The organism is Streptomyces sp. NPDC054834 (assembly GCF_053611185.1).
In genome coordinates this window covers 1-18,179 of record NZ_JBSGZV010000024.1, presented here as the reverse complement: position 1 = coordinate 18,179, position 18,179 = coordinate 1, and the positions used below count along the sequence as shown (strand labels likewise).

Annotated in this window: 16 protein-coding genes; 3 read left to right on the top strand and 13 right to left on the bottom strand. The window is 72.5% G+C overall.

Translation table 11 applies throughout. The features are described 5' to 3' along the window. Positions 1 to 99: 99 nt before the first annotated feature. From ACWGJM_RS28260 to ACWGJM_RS28225, 8 genes are all read right to left on the bottom strand, one after another. The gene (locus ACWGJM_RS28260; RefSeq protein WP_453414535.1) at positions 100 to 1,113 is read right to left on the bottom strand and encodes a hemolysin family protein; all 1,014 of its coding nucleotides are present in this window, start codon (positions 1,111 to 1,113) and stop codon (positions 100 to 102) included. Then, positions 1,110 to 2,441 carry a hemolysin family protein gene (locus tag ACWGJM_RS28255; protein WP_453414534.1) on the bottom strand — a complete coding sequence of 444 codons (1,332 nt, stop codon included), beginning with the start codon at positions 2,439 to 2,441 and terminating at the stop codon, positions 1,110 to 1,112. Before ACWGJM_RS28255 ends, ACWGJM_RS28260 begins: the two co-directional genes overlap by 4 nt. A 155-nt stretch (positions 2,442 to 2,596) precedes the next feature. Further along, on the bottom strand, positions 2,597 to 3,025 hold the full coding sequence (locus tag ACWGJM_RS28250; RefSeq protein WP_453414533.1) for a GNAT family N-acetyltransferase: 429 nt from the start codon (positions 3,023 to 3,025) through the stop codon (positions 2,597 to 2,599). A 60-nt stretch (positions 3,026 to 3,085) separates the two neighbouring features. Further along, positions 3,086 to 3,973 (bottom strand): LLM class F420-dependent oxidoreductase, encoded by an 888-nt coding sequence (locus ACWGJM_RS28245; RefSeq protein ID WP_453414532.1) that lies wholly within the window; start codon positions 3,971 to 3,973, stop codon positions 3,086 to 3,088. Between the two features lie 46 nt (positions 3,974 to 4,019). Then, complete coding sequence (locus tag ACWGJM_RS28240; RefSeq protein ID WP_453414531.1) at positions 4,020 to 6,584, bottom strand: ABC transporter permease; 2,565 nt, start codon at positions 6,582 to 6,584, stop codon at positions 4,020 to 4,022. A gap of 4 nt (positions 6,585 to 6,588) precedes the next feature. Beyond that, positions 6,589 to 7,431 (bottom strand): ABC transporter ATP-binding protein, encoded by an 843-nt coding sequence (locus ACWGJM_RS28235; protein WP_453414530.1) that lies wholly within the window; start codon positions 7,429 to 7,431, stop codon positions 6,589 to 6,591. Positions 7,432 to 7,636: 205 nt separating this feature from the next. Further along, positions 7,637 to 8,320: a class I SAM-dependent methyltransferase gene (locus ACWGJM_RS28230; RefSeq protein ID WP_453414529.1), complete on the bottom strand. Its 684-nt coding sequence runs from the start codon at positions 8,318 to 8,320 to the stop codon at positions 7,637 to 7,639. 109 nt (positions 8,321 to 8,429) lie between these two features. Beyond that, entirely contained in the window at positions 8,430 to 9,116 is a 687-nt protein-coding gene (locus ACWGJM_RS28225; RefSeq protein WP_453414528.1) for an esterase/lipase family protein, read from the bottom strand. Positions 9,117 to 9,233: 117 nt separating this feature from the next. On the opposite strand from ACWGJM_RS28225, the gene ACWGJM_RS28220 reads away from it, so the two are divergent. Beyond that, positions 9,234 to 11,780 (top strand): LuxR C-terminal-related transcriptional regulator, encoded by a 2,547-nt coding sequence (locus tag ACWGJM_RS28220; RefSeq protein ID WP_453414639.1) that lies wholly within the window; start codon positions 9,234 to 9,236, stop codon positions 11,778 to 11,780. Positions 11,781 to 11,808: 28 nt separating this feature from the next. Here ACWGJM_RS28220 and bioD read toward each other — a convergent pair whose 3' ends face one another. The 3 genes from bioD to bioB are packed head-to-tail and all read right to left on the bottom strand — an operon-like array spanning position 11,809 to position 15,029. Then, entirely contained in the window at positions 11,809 to 12,525 is a 717-nt protein-coding gene (bioD, locus tag ACWGJM_RS28215; protein ID WP_453414527.1) for a dethiobiotin synthase, read from the bottom strand. Position 12,526: 1 nt separating this feature from the next. Next, the gene (locus ACWGJM_RS28210; protein WP_453414526.1) at positions 12,527 to 13,816 is read right to left on the bottom strand and encodes an adenosylmethionine--8-amino-7-oxononanoate transaminase; all 1,290 of its coding nucleotides are present in this window, start codon (positions 13,814 to 13,816) and stop codon (positions 12,527 to 12,529) included. Beyond that, entirely contained in the window at positions 13,809 to 15,029 is a 1,221-nt protein-coding gene (gene bioB / locus ACWGJM_RS28205; RefSeq protein ID WP_453414525.1) for a biotin synthase BioB, read from the bottom strand. The genes ACWGJM_RS28210 and bioB overlap by 8 nt, the downstream gene beginning before the upstream one ends. A 148-nt stretch (positions 15,030 to 15,177) precedes the next feature. Here bioB and ACWGJM_RS28200 point away from each other — a divergent pair, with 148 nt between their 5' ends. Next, complete coding sequence (locus ACWGJM_RS28200) at positions 15,178 to 16,305, top strand: 8-amino-7-oxononanoate synthase (protein WP_453414524.1); 1,128 nt, start codon at positions 15,178 to 15,180, stop codon at positions 16,303 to 16,305. A 59-nt stretch (positions 16,306 to 16,364) separates the two neighbouring features. Here ACWGJM_RS28200 and ACWGJM_RS28195 read toward each other — a convergent pair whose 3' ends face one another. Together ACWGJM_RS28195 and ACWGJM_RS28190 are read right to left on the bottom strand one after the other, a co-directional pair. Beyond that, the gene (locus ACWGJM_RS28195; RefSeq protein WP_453414523.1) at positions 16,365 to 16,589 is read right to left on the bottom strand and encodes a DUF397 domain-containing protein; all 225 of its coding nucleotides are present in this window, start codon (positions 16,587 to 16,589) and stop codon (positions 16,365 to 16,367) included. A gap of 9 nt (positions 16,590 to 16,598) precedes the next feature. Then, a complete protein-coding gene (locus ACWGJM_RS28190; protein ID WP_453414522.1) occupies positions 16,599 to 17,468 on the bottom strand; it encodes a helix-turn-helix domain-containing protein in 870 nt (289 codons plus the stop codon). A gap of 223 nt (positions 17,469 to 17,691) precedes the next feature. Here ACWGJM_RS28190 and ACWGJM_RS28185 point away from each other — a divergent pair, with 223 nt between their 5' ends. Next, entirely contained in the window at positions 17,692 to 18,150 is a 459-nt protein-coding gene (locus ACWGJM_RS28185) for an ATP-binding protein (protein ID WP_453414521.1), read from the top strand. Positions 18,151 to 18,179: the final 29 nt, after the last annotated feature.

Below are 18,179 nucleotides of genomic sequence, written 5' to 3'. Positions count from 1 at the left end.
GGCCCTGCCCGTGTCAGCCGGTCCCCGTCGGTCCCCACCCGCCCCCGTCGGTCGCCCCGGTGCGACGAGGCGGCCGTCCCGTCCGGCCGGGCGGCATCGTCACGCAGGCTGTCCGAACAGCTGCCGCAGCACGTCCTCCATCGTCACCAGCCCGGCCAGCCGCCCGTCCGTCCCGAGCACCGCCGCGAGATGCGTACGGCTGCCCCGCATCGCGGTGAGGACGTCGTCGAGCGGTGTGCTCTCGCGTACCCGGGCGATGGGCCGCATGTCCCGTAGGCGGAACGGCACGTCCCGCGGTGAGGCGTCCAGCGCGTCCTTCACGTGCAGGTAGCCGACGATCCGGCGCCCCTCGTCCACGACGGGGAAGCGCGAGAAGCCGGACTCGGCCGACAGGCGTTCCAGCTGCTCGGGCGTGACGCCCACGCGCGCGTACACCACCCGTTCCAGCGGGACCACGACGTCCCGCACCGGGCGGCTGCCCAGCTCCAGCGCGTCGTGCAGCCGCTCCTGGGCGCGGTCGTCGATCAGGCCGGCCTCGCCGGCGTCCTTGACTATCTCCGCGAGTTCGGCGTCGGAGAAGGTCGCCGAGACCTCGTTCCTGGTCTCGACCCTGAGCAGCTTCAGCAGCGTGTTCGCGAAGGCGTTCACCGTGAAGATCACCGGCCGCAGGGTCCGGGACAGCGCGACCAGGGGCGGGCCGAGCAGCAGCGCGCTGCGCACGGGTTCGGCGAGCGAGATGTTCTTCGGCACCATCTCGCCGAGCAGCATGTGCAGATACGTGGCCAGGGCCAGCGCGATCACGAAGGAGACGGCATGGCCCGCGTTCTTGGACACGCCCAGCGCGTGGAACACCGGTTCCAGCAGGTGCGCGATGGCCGGTTCCGCGACCACGCCGAGGACCAGCGTGCACAGCGTGATGCCCAGCTGAGCCGTTGCCAGCAGCGCGGACACGTGCTCCAGACCCCACAGCACGCTCTTCGCGCGCCGGTCGCCCGCTTCCGCGTGCGGCTCGATCTGGCTGCGCCGCACGGAGATCAGCGCGAACTCGGCGCCCACGAAGAAGGCGTTGACGACCAGCGTCGCCAGTCCGATCAGCAACTGGACGGCGGTCATCGCACGGCCTCCCGGTGTTCGTCGTCGAGCGGCGCGTGCAGCAGCACCCTGGCGGCCCGGTGCCCCGAGTCGTCCACCACGTCGAGCCGCCACCCGGCGACCTCGACGTGGTCCCCGTTCTCAGGTATCCGCCCCAGCGTCCTCGCCACGAGCCCGGCCAGCGTCTCGTAGGGCCCGTCCGGTACCCGCAGGCCCACCCGGGCGAGCTGGTCGGTGCGGGTGGCGCCGTCCGCCGAGAACAGGGCGCGCCCCTGCTCGTCGGCCCCGGCCGGCGCCAGGCCGGGCGTCTCGTGCGGGTCGTGCTCGTCCCGTACCTCGCCGACGACCTCTTCGACGATGTCCTCCAGGGTGACGACTCCCGCGGTACCGCCGTACTCGTCGATGACGACGGCCATGGTGTTCTTGCCGGAGAGCCGGTCCAGCAGCCGGTCGACGGTGAGCGACTCGGGGACCAGCAGGGGTTCGCGCATCACCTGTGCGACGGAGCGGTGGGTCCGCCGCTCGGCGGGGACGGCCAGGACGTCCTTGATGTGGGCGCTGCCGACGACGGAGTCGAGGCTGTCGCGGTAGACCGGAAACCGGGACAGTCCGGTCGCCCTGGTCGCGTTCGCCACGTCCTGGCAGGTCGCCTGGACGTCGAGGGCGACGACCTGGACGCGGGGGGTCATCACGTTCTCCGCGGTGAGGTCGGCGAGGTTGAGGGTGCGGACGAACAGCTCGGCGGTGTCCGCCTCCAGGGCGCCCTCCTTGGCGGAGTGCCGGGCCAGCGCCGCCAGCTCCTGCGGTCCGCGCGCGGAGGCCAGCTCCTCGGCGGGCTCCACGCCGAGGCGGCGCACGACGCGGTTCGCCGTGTTGTTCAGGTGCGTGATGAAGGGGCGGAAGGCGGCGCTGAACCAGCGCTGCGGATTGCCGAGCCGTTTCGCCATGGCCAGCGGTGAGGAGATGGCCCAGTTCTTGGGCACCAGCTCGCCGACGACCATCAGGAACACCGTGGACAGGGCCGTGCCGAGCACCAGCGCGACCGAGCTCGCCGCGGACTGCGAGATGCCCAGCGCTTGCAGCGGACCGGCGAGCAGCTTGGCGATGGACGGCTCGGACAGCATGCCGACCACCAGGTTGGTGACCGTGATGCCGAGTTGCGCCCCGGAGAGCTGGAATGTCAGGCTCCGTACGGCTTTGAGGGCGCCGACGGCACCGCGCTCGCCGCGCTGGGCGGCCCGCTCCAGCTCGCCCCGCTCGACCGTGGTCAGCGAGAACTCGGCCGCGACGAAGGCGCCGCAGGCGAGCGAGAGCAGGACCGCCACCAGCAGGAGGAGTACTTCGGTCATCGGGTCACCTCCTTCCCATGGTTGTACAGGGCAGGAAGCGGCGCTCGATGTCGCCGACGAGGAGGCTCGCCCATGGGCGCGGACTCACAACCTTTCATGCGGGGCCGAGTGATCCTCCAATGGTAAAGGATGGGCAAAGAAATGTGGGGGTGCGCTCAGTCGGCGGCGAGCGGCTTCACCCAGCGCCGCCATACCTCCTCGGGCGCGTATCCGGCGGCCCGCCAGGCGTGGTGCGCGATCTCGTTGTGCACCAGCACCATCGCGTCCCCGCGCCGCCCGCCGAGCCGGACGAACCGCTCCTCCGCGGCGGCCAGCAGCGCCGAGCCGATGCCCATCCGCCGCCGCTGAGGATGCACCGCCAGCCGGTACAGATGACAGCGCCAGCCGTCGAAGCCGGCGATCACCGTGCCGACGAGTTCCCCGTCCTTCTCGGCGAGGATCAGCGCCTCGGGGTCACGGGTCACCAGCCGTTCGACGCCGTCCCCGTCGTCGCTGATGCTGGTGCCCTCGGCGGCCGTCTTCCAGAAGGCGAGCACGGCGTCGAGGTCGTCGCGTCCGGCGGGCCGTATGTGCAGGTCAGTCATGCGATCATCACATCACCGACGGCTACGTGGCCCCGTCGATTTCCAGCATGCGGACGGCCGCTACTCGCCGTGCAACTCCTCGATCACCGGCGCGAAGGCCTCCAGGTACGGCTCCAGCACGGTCAGGTAGGAGAACCCGTACCGCTCACGCTGTGCCCGCACCCGCGTCACGATCTCCTCCAGGGTGCCGACCAGCACCATCGGCAGGGCCAGCGCCTGCTCCACGGTCAGCTGGGGCTGGCGGTCGAGCAGTGGTCTGAGCACGGCCTCGGGGTCGTCGGTGACGGCCACCATCTGGACGAGCAGGTTCACTTCGGCGGGCTCCGCGCGACCCGCCGCGAACTTCCGGTAGCGGGCCACGCGCTCGTCGAGTTCCTCGGCGGTGAGCGGCGAGAGCTTCCCAGCCGTACTGCCCGCGACCGGCCTGAGGCCCGTGAACGCCGCGATGTCGGCCTGCTCGGCGGTCAGCCGCAGCATCCGGTCACCGTTGGCCCCGATCAGCAGGGGCACCCGCGGCTGCCGGGGACGTGGCTGGTGGTCCGCCGAGCCGAGCAGCCGCTCCACCTCGGCCACCGTGCGGACGAGATGGTCCACGCGCTCGCGCGGCGAACCGTAGGGCAGCCCGGCCGTGTCGTGCTCCGCCTGCACATAGCCGGTGCCGAGCCCGAGTTCGAGACGGCCGCCCGTCAGCGCGTCCGTGGTGGCCACCTCGCGGGCCAGCAGCGCAGGATTCCAGAAACCGGCGTTGAGCACGAAGGTGCCCAGCCGCGGCCGCCGCGTCACCCCGGCGGCCGCGACGAGGGCCGGGAACGGCGCGACCATGCCGAGGTGATCCGGGACGAGGATCACGTCGTACCCCAGATCCTCGTCCCGGCGGCACTTGGCCCGCCACTCCTCGGCGGACGCGGAAGCGAGCAGGCTGACCCCGAAGCGGAACGGACGCGGCATGAACTCTCCTCGGCAGCGGACGACTTGAGCCTTCGCCGCGATTCCATCACTCGTGTGCGATGGCCGCCAGCACATTCATGCGGGATGCACGCAACGCGGGCAGCAGGGCGGCCACCACGCCCACCACCGCAGAGCCGATCACGACCGCGACGATCGTGCCCCATGGAATCGCCAGCGCGGTCATGCCCTGGAGGGCCAGCACCTGCTGGGTGCACACGCCCCACACCAGGCCCAGGGCGAGGCCCAGCACCGCGCCGAACACCGCGATCACCACCGACTCCAGCCGGATCATGCGGCGCAGCTGCCGCCGGGCCAGCCCGATGGCGCGCAGCAGGCCGATCTCCCTGGTGCGCTCCACGACCGACAGGGCCAGGGTGTTGACCACGCCGAGCACCGCGATGACGATCGCCAGCCCGAGCAGCGCGTACACGAGATAGAGCAGCACCGCGATCTGGTCGTGGACCAGCTTCTTGTAGTCGGCCTGGTCACGGACCTGCACCTGCGGATACGCCTCGAGCGTCTTCTCCAGCCGCGAGCGCAGCTGGTCCGCGCCCGTGCCGGGGGTCTTGTCGACGTACAGTGCCGCGTCCTGGCCGCCGGGTACGTACTTCTCCGCCGTGGCGATGCCGAAGAACAGCCCGCCCTGCATGCCGAATCCGGAGCCGCCCTGATCGGTGAGTGCGCCCACGGTCATGTCGGTGGTCCGGCCGCCCGGGAACTCCACAGGGACCGTGCCGCCCAGGCGGACGTGGTGGTCCTCGGCGAAGTTCACGTCCATGCCGAGGTGCCCGCCGGCCAGCGCCGCCGCGCTGTCGCCGCTCTTGTAGGTGACGTGGGCGACGTCGTCCACCTGCGGGTCGTACCCGGAGGCGGTCGTCTCGACCCGCTTGCCGTCCGGCAGTCGTACCGCCACCGGCACGAAACGCTGGCGTACGACGAGACGCACGCCCTCGGTGGCGCGCACCCTGTCGGTGATCTCCTTGGTGAAGGGCTGGAAGTTGGCGTTCTGGACGGTGAAGTCGGCGCCGAGCGTCTTGTCGATCTGCTGGTCGAACGACCGGGACATGGAGGCGCTGGCCACCGACATACCGCCGACCAGGGCCAGACCCACCATGAGCGCGGCGGCGGTGGCGCCGGTGCGGCGGGGGTTGCGCAGGGCGTTGCGCTGGCTCATCCGGCCGACCGACCCGAACAGCGCGGGGAACGCGCCGCCCAGGACGCGGATCACCGGCCGGACCAGCAGCGGACCGGCGATGACAGTGGCGACGAGGGTCAGGACGACGCCGAGGCCCAGCAGGGAGGCCGCCGAGGCGGTCTTCGTCGCCGCCGCGCAGCCCATCAGCGCGGCCGCACCGGCCGCTCCGACGACGCCACCGACGATCGCGCGCGTCTTCAGCGGCCGTCCCACCCCGGCGACCTCGGCGTCCGCCAGCGCCGCCATCGGCGAGACCCCCGCCGCGCGCCGGGCGGGCAGGTACGCCGCGACGAAGGTGACGCCGACGCCGACGACGTACGCCGAGACCGGCGTCGGCCAGCCGATGACCATCTCCGTCGCCTTGAGGTTCATGCCGAACGCGCTCATCAATTTGATCAGCCCGAACGCCAGCCCGATGCCGGCCGCGAGGCCCAGCGTCGAGCCGACCAGACCGAGCAGCACCGCCTCGGTCAGCACCGACCGCCGCACCTGCCGCCGGTCGGCGCCCAGCGCCCGCAGCAGGCCCAGTTCCCGGGTGCGCTGGGCGATCAGCATGGAGAAGGTGTTGACGATCAGGAAGATCCCGACCAGGACGGCGATCCCGGCGAAGCCGAGCATCACGTACTTGATCACATCGAGGAATCCGCCGAGGTCGGCGGCGGCCGACTTGGCCTGTTCGTCGGAGGTCTTCAGGTCGTAGGGACCGGTGCCGGTCAGCTGGCCGACACGGCTCTTCAGCTCGGTGTCGCTCACGCCCTTCGCCGCGTCCACGGAGATGCTGGTGGCCCGGCCGGGCGAGCCGAGCAGCTCCTTGGCGGCGACCGCGGGGTCGAGGAAGACCAGGGCCGCGCCCGGGTTGGTGGTGGTGAAGGTGGCGATGCCGACGACTTTCACCCGGAAGGTGCCGGGCGCCGCCTGCACCGTCAGCGTGTCGCCGATGCGCACGTCCTTCTTGTCGGCGGTGTCCGCGTCGAGCAGCGCCTCGCCCGCGCCGTGCGGGGCGTGACCGGAGGTCAGCTTCACCGGGCTGCGGTGGGTGAGGTACCAGTCGGTGGCGATGGTCGGGGCGCCGGTGGTCGGACCCACGGACTTGTTCCGGCTGTCGACCACCACGATGTTCTGCACGGACACGTCCGCGTGGGTCGCGGCGACCCCGTCGACCTTCGCGACCCGGGCCGCGAGCGAGGCGGGCACGGTCTGGACCGAGCCGGTCGGCACGGACGACTTGAGGTCCGTCTTCGGCTCCACCGTCACGTCCGCCGAGGTGGAGGCGAAGAGCCGGTCGAAGGTGCGGGTGACCGTGTCGGAGAAGATGAGGCTGCCCGCGACGAACGCCACGGACAGGACGACGGCCAGCGCGGACAGCAACAGCCGCCCCTTGTGGGCGAGGAAGCTGCGGAGGGTCGCCTTGAGCACCGGTTCAGTCCTCCTCGGCGGCGCCGTCGCGGTCGGACGCGCCGCGCGTGACGTCGAAGCCGGGGGTCTGGGGGTTCCTTCCGGAAAAGAGCCGCATCCGTTCGAGCACCGCTTCCGCCGTGGGCCGTTCCATCTCGTCCACGATCCGTCCGTCGCCGAGGAAGAGCACCAGGTCGGAGTGGGCGGCGGCGCCCGGGTCGTGGGTCACCATGACCACGGTCTGCCCCAGGTCGTCGACCGCGTCGCGCAGGAACCCGAGGACCTCCAGTCCGGCCCGCGAGTCGAGGTTGCCGGTCGGCTCGTCGGCGAAGATCAGCTCCGGCCGGGAGGCCAGCGCCCGGGCGCAGGCCACGCGCTGCTGCTGCCCGCCGGACAGCTGCGTGGGCCGGTGTTTGAGCCGGTCCCGCAGCCCCAGCGTGTCGATGACCTGGTCCAGCCACTTCTCGTCGGGCTTCTTGCCCGCGATGTCCATGGGCAGGGTGATGTTCTCGGCCGCGTTCAGCGTCGGGATGAGGTTGAAGGACTGGAACATGAAGCCGATCCGGTCCCGCCGCAGCCGGGTCAGCTCGCGCTCCTTCAGCCCGGTGATCTCGGTGTCGCCGAGCCACACCTGACCGGCCGACACCGTGTCGAGCCCCGCCAGGCAGTGCATCAGGGTGGACTTCCCGGAGCCCGAGGGCCCCATGACCGCGGTGAACCGGCCACGCTCGATGTCCACGTCCACCGAATCCAGGGCGAGCACGCCGGTCTCGCCAGAACCGTACGCCTTGGTCAGCCCCCGGGCGCGGGCCGCGGTCCCGTCGCCGGGCGCCCGGCCGGGCGCGTGCTCCGCAGCAGGTGTGGACAAGGCCGCCTCCTCGCTCGCCTGGACGTCGTGACTCTTCGTCCCGGCCGAGCGTAGTGTGACGGGGCGCACACCCGGTATCCCCCATGGGGCAGAGCGAGCCTCCGTCTCAGGTCGCACTCCCGGTACCGGTGTAAGGGGCACTCTCCACCCGGGGGAGGAGAGCCTGCCGGCCCGCCCCAGGGGCCCGAGCCCGTCAGCCGGGCGATCACCGCTCCCCGGGCCGCCAGGCGGTGCCCAGCACGCAGAACGAAGTGGGCAGCCTCGGCCCCTTCTCCGGCACCAGCACCTCGCGGTACGGGCCCAGCTCGAACCCGGCCGCCCGCAGCGCCGTGACCGGCTCGCGGGACAGATGACAGCCGCCGTTCAGCGCCGGCCACACCGTCCCGTCCAGGGCCCGCTGGGTGAGAGTCATCGCCCGGCCGCCGCCCCGGCCGTGCTCGAAGAACCGGACCTCCCCGCCGGGCCGCAGCACCCGCCGCACCTCGCCCAGCGCACGCGGCACGTCCCGGACGCTGCACAGCACCAGCGAGAGCACGACCGCGTCGAAGGCCTCGCTCTTCACCGGCAGCGCCTCCGCCGCGCCCGGCACCACGTCCACCGGCACCTCCGCGCGCCGGGCGGCCCGCGCCGCCAGCTGTCTGAGCAGGCGTTCGGGTTCGATCGCGACGACCTCCGAGACCGCGCCCGGATAGTGCGCGAAGTTCAGACCGTTTCCCGCGCCGATCTCGATCACCCGCCCGGACAACCCGGCGAGCATCCGCTCCCGCACCCCGGCCAGGCCCAGCCTGGACTCGGCAGCCGTGCTGACGCGGACGTAGTAGCGGGCGAAGAGCGGGTGGTGGACGGGATCCCGTGCCACCTTGCCGGAGCCGATGGAGCGCAGCCGCATGACGACCTCCCGGAGAGGACGGGCCTACGGGGATTGTCCCCCGTACGGGCCCGTCGCACCCCCGTGTCCTCGCACGGTTCCAGGACACGGCTCGTTCCAGGACACGGCTCTACGAGATGAAGTCGCGCACCTGCTCGTACACGCCGTGGTCGTCGTTCATGTCGGTGTGCGAGATGCAGCCGACGTCGACGTTGGTCGCACCGCTGAGCAGCGCCGAGGAGTCCGGGTCGATCGCCTCGTCGCAGTCCGACCAGTAACTGGCGTACGACACGCTGCCGGGCGTCTCGTCACCGGAGTTGAGCGCGGTCAGGAAGGAACTGCCCGTCTGCATCTCCTTGCAGGACGCGTACAGCCACCCGCACAGGGAGGCGATGGAGGTGCCGTGGTTCACCCCGGCGACCGACACGAAGTCGTCGACGTACGACGTCCCGCCGAGGTTCTTGAGGTAGGAGCGGCCGCTCAGCGCGCCCATGGAGTGGACGACGAGGTCGACCTTCGAGGCGCCGGTCGTCGCCAGCACGGACTTCACCTCGGTGGCCAGCTGCTGGGCGGTGGTGGCGTTCGACTGAGTCCAGTCGTACGACCACGCGAAGAGCTCCGAGGAGGAGTAGCCGTCGGCCTCGAAATCCGCGACCCAGTCGTTCCAGCTGCTCGCCGAACCGCTGAGTCCGTGCACGAACACGACCGGGTTGTGACTCGCCGCGTGCGCCGGAGCCGCGGTGAGGGGGAGGGACAGAAGGAACGATGCGGTCACCGCCGAAACTACCGTGGCGATACGACGCTTGTGGCGTTGCATGAAGCCTCCTGAAACGGTGGGGTCGCCAGGAGTGTCAGGAAGGGTCTACGCGCGCCGCATCGGTGAAGTCGCCAGTCTTTACGAGTCAACTGACCCGCCAGTAACGTCGATGGTGTGGTGACGCCGGTGAACCCCCCACCTCTGGACCGCACTTCGCCACCGCCGCTCCCCGACGCGGGGCCCGCCCCCTCCGCGGGCGTCCGCGCGCGGCTGCGGCACGTCGCGTACGACGACCCGCGTGCCGTCGCCGAACTCCTCCCGCGCCTGACCGAACGACAGGCCGCGGCCCTCGACCCGCTGCCCACGGGGCCCGCCGCCGTCGCGCCCCGGCTGCTGCGCGCCCACCGCCAGGAGATCCGCTCCTTGCCCGACGACACCCGGCTGCTGCTGCTCCTCGCCGCGGCCGACCAGCATCCGGTCGCCTCCCACGCCTTCCTGCGAGCCGTCGCCGCGGCCCGCCTCGACACCCGGCCGCTGGAGGCCGCCGACGTCGCGGGCGTCGCCCATGTCACCGTCGACGGGGTGGAGTTCCGCGATGCCTGGACGAGGATCGCCGCGTACGACGCCGCGTCCCCGGCGGACCGGCGCGAGGCGCACCGGCTGCTCGCCCGGATGCTGAGCGGCAAGGGCGAGGCGCCCCGCCGCTCCTGGCACCGGGCCGCGGGCGCCCTCGGCCCCAGCCCGCGCCTCGCCGCGGAACTCCGCACGTCCGCCGACCGGGCCCGGGCCGCCGGCGACACGGCCCTGGCCGGTGCGCTCGCCGAACGCGCCGCCGCCCTCTGCACCGACCCGGGCACCCGGACCCGGCTGCTGGCCGACGCCGCCGCCGACGCCTGGCGCACCGGCGACGCGGACCGGGCCCGCACCCTGGCCGCCCGCACCGACGACCCCGTCCTGAACGGAGCCCTCGCCCTGCGCGCGGGCAACGCGGCAGAGGCCTTCGACGCACTGCTGACGGCGACGATCCGGTCCGGGCGAGCGGGGGTTCCGGGCCGGTACGGCGGTTCGAGAAGCCCGGTCGGGGACGGCGCTGGAGGGGACCTGGGGCGGGAGGGCGGCGCGGGGGTGCCGGCCGGGGAGGGCGGTGCGGGGGCGGCCGACGGGCATGGCGGTGTTGCGGTTCCGGCGTGGGAGGGGCATGCGGGAGCTGCGGGCGGCGGCGGTGCTGCGGAGGCCTTGGCCGTGGACGGTGGTTCAGGGGGTCCGGTCGGGGGCGGCGTTGGGGCAGACCCGGTGCGGGAGGGAGGCACGGGCGCGGTGGCTGGGCGGGGCGTTGCGGGCAGTGTGGTCGGGTACGTGAGCGCACGCGCGGGGGAACCGCTTCAGGCCCGTGGCGCGGGTCGGGCGGGTGAGGGCGTGGAGTTGCTGGCCCTTGTCACCGAGGCCGCCGTCTACACCGGGGACCTGCGGCGGTGCCGGGAGGCGTTCCTGGTCGCCCACTGGCTGGGCGTGCCGCCGCCCGGCGCGCTCGGCGGGCTGGCCGCGGCGGTGGAGGGCCGCTACGAGGACGCCCGTGACCTGCTCAAGCGGACCGCCGGACGGTGCGGGCCCGGCGGCGACCCCACCCTGCTGATCCATGCCGGCATCACCGCCCTGATGCTCGGCGACGACAACCGAGCCGCCACCGCCACCCTCCGGGCGGCCACCGCGGCCCGGGCCCGGGGCACGCTCGCGACCGTGGCGCAGGCCATGGAGTTCCGTGCCTATGCCGACTTCTGGACCGGCCGCTCTCGCGCCGCCGAGGCCGCCGCCAGGGAGGCGCTGGAGCTGGCGTACGCCACCGGGCAGGACAACGGCGCCTGCCATCTGCGGGCCGCCCTGGCCATGTTCGCGGCGGTCACCGGCGACGAGGAGGCCTGTCACGAGCACGCCCGGGCCGCCCGCTCCCACGCCCTGGCGCGCGGCCTGGGCCTGCCCGCCGCCCTCGCCCAGTGGGCGCTCGCCTTCCTCGACCTGACGGGCGGCCGGTTCTCCGCCGCGGCGGCCCGGCTGCGCGCCCTCGCCGCGTTCGGCCCCGGTCACGGCCACCGCGCCATCCGGCACCTGGCCACTCCCCACTACGTCGAGGCCGCCGTCCGCACCGGCGACACCCGTGTCGCGCGCGCCGCCCACGCCGACTACCACCGCTGGGCGAGCGCCGTCCGCAGCCCCGACGAGCTGGCCCTCAGCGCCCGCTGCCGGGCCCTGCTCGCCCCCGGTGCCGAGGCCGTCGACCACTACCGCACCGCCCTCGACCTGCATGCCCGAGGCACCCGGGACTACGAACGTGCCCGCACTGAGCTGCTGTTCGGCGGCGCGCTGCGCCGACTGCGCCGCCGGAGCGAGGCCCGCGACCGGCTGCACAGCGCCCTCGAGGCGTTCGAGTCCTTCGGCGCCCCGCACTGCGCGGCCCGGGCCCGCGCGGAACTCCGCGCCCTCGGCACCCCGTTGACCCCGCAGCCCACCGCACAGACCGACCCGACCGCCCGGCTGACGGCCCAGCAGCTGATGATCGCCCGCATGGCCGCCGAGGGCGCCACCAACCGCGAGATCGCCGACCGCCTCGCCCTCAGCCCCCGCACGATCGACCACCATCTGCGCGGGGTCTTCGCCCGGCTGGACATCAGGTCGCGGATCGAGCTGGTACGGCTGCTCGGGGACGACGACATCCCCGGCAGCCGCTGACAGCCTGTGTCACCGGCTCCTGACCCGCTCAGGGAGCGTTGCGCACGCGGAACGCCTCCGCGTCCCACGTCCCGGCCAGCCGCGGCGCCAGCCAACCCGGCGCCATCGCACAGAACTCCTCGGGCGGCAGCGCCCCGGCCCCGGCGGGCAGCGCGCCCAGCAGCGGGACTCCGGCCGCCTCCGGGAGATCGGCGAGGTTGCAACGGCAGGCCAGGTCCGGGGAGCCGGGCCAGCTGCCGATCACCACGCCCAGCAACTCGATCTCCCGGGAGCGCAGTTCGCGTGCCGTCAGCTCGGTCGTGTTCAGCGTGCCCAGCCCGGCCGAGGCGACGACCAGCACCGGCGCGTTCAGCAGCCGGGCCGCGTCCGCGAGCGTGCCGCCCGCCGCGTCGAACCGGACGAGCAGCCCGCCCGCCCCCTCGACCAGCACCAGATCGTGCTCCGTGGCCAGCTTGGCGGCGGCCTCGGCCACCTCGTGCGGATGCACCGGCGCCATACCCGCCCGCCGCGCCGCCGTGCCAGGAGCCAACGGCTCCGGATACCGGGCCAGTTCGGCCGTCGTCACTGCTCCCGCGAGCCGCGCGACCTCGTCGGCGTCCCCGCGCTCGTCGGGCCGTACACCCGTCTGCGCGGCCTTCAGCACGGCTACCGACCGCCCCGCCGCCACGACGGCCGCCGCCACGGCGGCGGTCGTGACGGTCTTGCCGACCTCCGTGCCCGTCCCCGTGATCACCAGTACCGGCATCTCATCCCTCCCGCGCCGCCGCGCACACGGCACGCGCGATCCGCGCCACGTCCGCGTCGCCGGTGACGTACGGCGGCATCGTGTAGATCAGGTCGCGGAAGGGCCGCAGCCAGACGCCCTCGCGCACGGCGGCCCGGGTGGCCGTCGCCATGTCGACTTCGTGGTCCAGCTGTACGACCCCGATCGCGCCCAGGACCCGTACGTCCCGCACTCCCGGCAGTCGCGCGGCCGGAGCGAGCCCGTCGCGCAGACCCGCCTCGACGCGCTTGACCTCCGCGGGCCAGTCCTGCCCGAGCAGCAGTCCGATGGAGGCACAGGCGACGGCCGCCGCCAGCGGATTGCCCATGAACGTCGGCCCGTGGGCCAGCACCGGCACCTCGCCCCGCGAGATGCCGTCGGCCACGCGCGCGGTGCACAACGTCGCCGCCATCGTCATGTAGCCGCCGGTCAGGGCCTTGCCCACGCACATCACGTCCGGGGTCACGGCCGCGTGGTCCGCCGCGAACAGCGCGCCGGTGCGCCCGAAGCCGGTCGCGATCTCGTCGAACACCAGCAGCACGTCGTGCGCGTCGCACGCCTCGCGCAACGTGCGCAGATACGCGGGGGAGTGGAACCGCATCCCGCCCGCGCCCTGCACCACCGGCTCCACGATCACGGCGGCCAGCTCACCGGCGTGCCGCTCGATCAGATCGTGCAGATGACCGGCGTAGGCGTCCTCGTACTCCACCGGCGGCGCGTCCGCGAACACCTGGCGCGGGAGCACCCCGCTCCACAGCTCGTGCATCCCGCCCTCGGGATCGCACACGGACATCGGCTGCCAGGTGTCGCCGTGGTAGCCGCCCCGCCAGGTCAGCAGCCGCCGCTTCTCCGGACGGCCGAGCGAACGCCAGTACTGGAGGCACATCTTGACCGCGACCTCGACCGACACCGAACCGGAGTCGGCCAGGAAGACATGCTCGAGTCCCTCTGGCGACATGTCGACAAGGAGCTTCGCGAGGCGTACGGCGGGCTCGTGGGTGAGCCCGCCGAACATCACGTGGCTCATCCGCCGCAGCTGCGAGCGCGCCGCCTCGTTGAGGACCGGATGGTTGTAGCCGTGGATCGCCGACCACCACGACGACATGCCGTCGACCAGTTCACCCGAGCCGTCGGCGAGCCGGAGCCGGACCCCGCTCGCCGACTCCACGACGAGCGGATCGACACGGCCTGGCATCGGGCCGTACGGATGCCACACGTGCCGCCGGTCCAGTTCCAGCAGCTCCGGCACGCTCGGACCGGACAGGTCAGGCATTGGGCGCGAGGTCCGTTCCGGCACCCCGGCGGCGGACGGCGACGAGGTCGGTGCGGGGCTCGCCCGCCACCGTGGCGGTCGCGGCGGTACCGCAGACGCCGCCGCCCTCATGGGAGCCGCACCCCGCGTCCGCGTGCGACCCGCACCCGGCATCGGCGTGCGACCCGCAACCCGCCTCCGCGTGCGACCCACAGCCGCCCCCGGCCGCCGCGCGGTGCTCCGGCAGCGTCACCTCGCCGGCGCCCTCCACCTCGAACCCGGCGTCCGCGATCATCTCCAGGTCGGCCTTGCCCGCCTGGCCCTCACTGGTCAGGTAGTCGCCCAGGAAGATGGAGTTGGCCAGGTTCAGGGCCAGCGGCTGCATGGTGCGCAGATGCACCTCACGGCCGCCGGCGATGCGCACCTCGACGTCGGGGCAGACGAACCGGACCATCGCCAGGATGCGCAGACAGCGCTGCGGGGAGAGGTGCCACTCCTTGGCGAGCGGCGTGCCCTCCATCGGGATCAGGAAGTTCACCGGCACGGAGTCCGGGTCCAGCTCGCGCAGCGAGAAGACGACGTCGACCAGGTCCTCGTCGCTCTCGCCCATGCCTGCGATGAGACCCGAACAGGCGGACAGCCCGGCCGCGTGCGCCTTCTGCACCGTGTCCACCCGGTCGGCGTACGTGTGCGTGGTCGTGATGTCCGCGTACGTCCCCTCGGAGGTGTTGAGGTTGTGGTTGTACGCGTCCGCGCCGGCCTCGCGCAGCCGCTCGGCCTGGCCGTCGGAGAGCAGGCCGAGACAGGCGCACACCTCGACCTCCTCGTTCTGCTCCTTGATCGTCCTGATCGTCTCGGAGACCCGGTCCACGTCCCGGTCCGTCGGACCGCGCCCGCTGGCCACCAGACAGACCCGCTTGGCACCCCCGGCCAGGCCCGCGGCCGCCGCCCTGGAGGCGTCGTCGGGCTTGAGCCAGGTGTACTTGAGGATGTCGGCCTTGGAGCCGAGCCGCTGGGAGCAGTAGGAGCAGTCCTCGGGGCACAAGCCGGACTTGAGGTTGACCAGGTAGTTAAGTTTCACGCGCCGGCCGAACCAGTGCCGGCGCACCTTGCCGGCCGCGGCCACCACATCGAGTACGTCGTCGTCGGAGGTGGCCAGTACGGCGAGTGCTTCCTCGCGGGTCGGCAGCTCGCGCCGAAGCCCCTTGTCCACCAGCGTGTTCAGCAGGTCCATGAGGTCCGATCCTGTCTTACGTGACCGCTCCGGGCCAAGGAGAGTTTGCACAACGGAGACTGGTTGCTCGTGTGGGTATTGCCACACCCTGGGCGGCTGGGCGTCCGGCTAGTGTCTGTCCACTGCCTACAAAATCCCCGGAGGAGCCATGGCGTTCGGCTGGATCGACGACCAGGCGGAGCTGCGCCGCCGCGCCGGACTGGTACGGACCCTCAGGCCCCGGGTCGCCGACTCACCGCTCCTCGACCTCGCGAGCAACGACTACCTGGGCCTGGCCCGCCATCCCGAGGTGACCGAGGGGGCCGTGACGGCGACCCGGACCTGGGGCGGCGGCTCCACCGGTTCCCGGCTGGTGACCGGCACCACGGAACTGCACACCGAGCTCGAGCGCGAGCTGGCCGGGTTCTGCGGCTTCGAGGCGGCCCTGGTGTTCTCCTCCGGCTACGCCGCCAACCTCGCGGCCGTCACCACGCTCGGGCCGCACGGCTCCCTGATCGTCTCCGACGCGGGCAACCACGCGTCCCTCATCGACGGATGCCGGCTGGCCCGCGGCACGACGCAGGTCGTCGGGCACGCCGACCCGGAGGCGGTCCGCAAGGCCCTGGACACGCACGAGGGGGCCGCGGTCGCCGTCTCCGACACGGTGTTCTCCGTCGACGGGGACGCGGCGCCGCTGGCCGCGCTCGCCGAGGCGTGCCGGGCACACGGCGCAGGGCTGGTCGTCGACGATGCCCATGGCCTGGGCGTCCTGGGCGACGGCGGCCGGGGAGCCCCGTACGCGGCCGGGCTCGCCGGCGCGGAGGACGTGGTCGTCACGGTCACCCTGTCCAAGTCGCTGGGCAGCCAGGGCGGTGCCGTCCTCGGTCCGGCCCGGGTGATCGACCACCTGGTCAACGCGGCACGAACGTTCATTTTCGACACGGGCCTCGCCCCCGCCGCGGCGGGCGCGGCCCTGGCCGCCCTCAGGCTGCTGCGTCGCGAGCCGGAACGGGCGGCGAGGGCGCGTGAGGTGGCTGCCGAACTGCACGCACGCCTGACGGCCGCGGGGCTGGAGGCGGTGCGTCCGGACGCCGCGGTGGTCTCCGTGCGTGCCCCGTCCCCGGAGGGGGCCGTGCGCTGGGCGGCCGACTGCCGGGCAGCGGGCCTGGCCGTGGGCTGCTTCCGTCCTCCTTCCGTGCCCGACGGCATCTCACGGCTCAGGCTGACCGCCCGAGCGGACCTCTCCGGGGCCGAGATCGAACGCGCTGTACGAGTGATAGGCGAGACGCGACCATGAGTCGGCGTGACACGGCCGTGCGCCGCCTGGACGGAATCTGATCGGAACCGATCAGAAGGTCATCGGAGCTTGGCGAGGAACCCCGCCCAGCTCCCGGGGGAGAAGAGCAGCGCGGGTCCGGCCGGGTCCTTGGAGTCGCGTACGGCGAGCAGTCCGGTCCAGGGACCGGAGTGCGGCCTCGCCGTCTCCACACAGTTGTTCGCTCCGGTGCTGTGGCTGCTGCGCAGCCACAGCACGTCGTGCAGATCGGTGCTGGAAGGTACGTTCCGAGGCAGTGCAGTCATGGTGCCTCCTTACGCGCCGTCACTTATCCCGGCGATGTAATCCAACGAGTCCTCGGCTGAAAGGGCGCGGATCTGAAGGGAGTTGAAGGCCTCTGAGTAGGCCCGGAGGTCTTCTTTCCGTTCGAGGTAGAGGCTACTCGTCAAGTGGTCGAGAACAACCACATCCAGATCAGAAGTGCTCGGAAATGAGAAGATAACGAAAGGGCCGGTGATACCGATATGCGCCCCGGCGGAGAACGGCAACACCTGGAGGCGCACTTGCGGCAGACGCGCCGCCTCGGTGAGCCGCTGAAGCTGCCGAGCCATCACGTCCGGCCCGCCGACCTCCCGCCGCAGCACCCCCTCGTCCAGGACGGCGCTGAGCTCCAGCGGCGGATCCGACCGCAGCACGTCCTGCCTGGCCAGCCGCACCTCCACCAGCGCGTCCAGCCGCTCCTCGGTGTCGTCGACGCCCCCGCCCACGGCCGCCCGGGTGACGGCACGGGCGTACTCCGGCGTCTGAAGCAGCCCCGGGACCACCGATGTCTCCAGGGTGCGCATCCCGCTCGCCTGCGACTCCAGGCTGATGAAGTCACGGTAGGTGGGCGGCAGCACCCCCCTGTACGCGTGCCACCAGTGGTGCCGGCCGCCGCCTTCGTCGGAGCCCGCCAGCACCATCAGCAACTCACGCAGTTGGCGGTCCGTCACCCCGTACGCGTCCAGGAGTAACCGCACATCGGCCGATTTCACCCCGCTGGCGCCCGTCTCGATCCGGCTCACCTTCGACTGGTGCCAGCCCACCAGACGGGCGGCCTCCCCACTGGTGAGGCCCGCACCGGTGCGCAGCGTGCGCAGTTCGTCGCCCAGTTTCCGGCGGCGCACTGCGGGACCGTTCTGCATGGGCCACTCCTTACTCGCCATTACTCCTTACGTGCCACCCGAATACGGTCTGCCGTCGCAGAGTTCACCGCTTCGAGCGACAGATATATGCATATCTTGGTGGATCCCACCCGTTGACCGGCGCGCTGATGGCAGTCTGGCGATGAAGCACCAGTCCGGGACCGTACTCGAACCATCCGCTCCGTGTCGGACTCCGGTCCGGTGGGAAAGGGACGACGTCGCCATGGCAGACCATCTGGAAGCATCCGTCACTCTGCCGAGCGATCCCGCCTCGGTCGCCGCGGCCCGCACCTATGCCGTGGGCACCCTCGCGGAGTGGGGCCTTCCATCGGACACCGACGCGGCCGACACCATCCGGCTCATCGTCTCCGAACTCGCCACCAACGCCGTACAGCACACCTTGGGGCAGTCACCCACCTTCACGGTGGACCTCGCGCTCGACCGTGACGAACACCTGCGCATCGGCGTCACCGACAGCCATCCCCGTCTCCCGAGGAGACTCCCCGCGGCCGTGCAGCAGGACAACGGCCGCGGCATGGTCATCATCCGCTGGCTGACCGCCGAGAGCGGCGGCAGGCTCAGGGTGCGGCGCACCCGCGAGGGGGGCAAGACCGTCCTCATCGAGCTGCCGTGGGCGGTGCCGGACCGGCCGGTCACGACCGCGGGGCAGCAGGAGCCCTAGGGCCGGTGCGGGGCCGGCCGGCCCCGCAC

Bases quoted from the DNA above. Each gene is read 5' to 3' on its own strand.
- ACWGJM_RS28245 (WP_453414532.1), bottom strand. From the start codon at position 3,973: ATGCCGCGTCCGTTCCGCTTCGGGGTCAGCCTGCTCGCTTCCGCGTCC.
- bioB (WP_453414525.1), bottom strand. From the start codon at position 15,029: ATGGACCTGCTGAACACGCTGGTGGACAAGGGGCTTCGGCGCGAGCTG.
- ACWGJM_RS28190 (WP_453414522.1), bottom strand. From the start codon at position 17,468: ATGCAGAACGGTCCCGCAGTGCGCCGCCGGAAACTGGGCGACGAACTG.
- ACWGJM_RS28200 (WP_453414524.1), top strand. From the start codon at position 15,178: ATGGCGTTCGGCTGGATCGACGACCAGGCGGAGCTGCGCCGCCGCGCC.
- ACWGJM_RS28260 (WP_453414535.1), bottom strand. From the start codon at position 1,113: ATGACCGCCGTCCAGTTGCTGATCGGACTGGCGACGCTGGTCGTCAAC.
- ACWGJM_RS28195 (WP_453414523.1), bottom strand. From the start codon at position 16,589: ATGACTGCACTGCCTCGGAACGTACCTTCCAGCACCGATCTGCACGAC.
- ACWGJM_RS28250 (WP_453414533.1), bottom strand. From the start codon at position 3,025: ATGACTGACCTGCACATACGGCCCGCCGGACGCGACGACCTCGACGCC.
- ACWGJM_RS28210 (WP_453414526.1), bottom strand. From the start codon at position 13,816: ATGCCTGACCTGTCCGGTCCGAGCGTGCCGGAGCTGCTGGAACTGGAC.
- ACWGJM_RS28225 (WP_453414528.1), bottom strand. From the start codon at position 9,116: ATGCAACGCCACAAGCGTCGTATCGCCACGGTAGTTTCGGCGGTGACC.
- ACWGJM_RS28185 (WP_453414521.1), top strand. From the start codon at position 17,692: ATGGCAGACCATCTGGAAGCATCCGTCACTCTGCCGAGCGATCCCGCC.
- ACWGJM_RS28230 (WP_453414529.1), bottom strand. From the start codon at position 8,320: ATGCGGCTGCGCTCCATCGGCTCCGGCAAGGTGGCACGGGATCCCGTC.
- ACWGJM_RS28255 (WP_453414534.1), bottom strand. From the start codon at position 2,441: ATGACCGAAGTACTCCTCCTGCTGGTGGCGGTCCTGCTCTCGCTCGCC.
- bioD (WP_453414527.1), bottom strand. From the start codon at position 12,525: ATGCCGGTACTGGTGATCACGGGGACGGGCACGGAGGTCGGCAAGACC.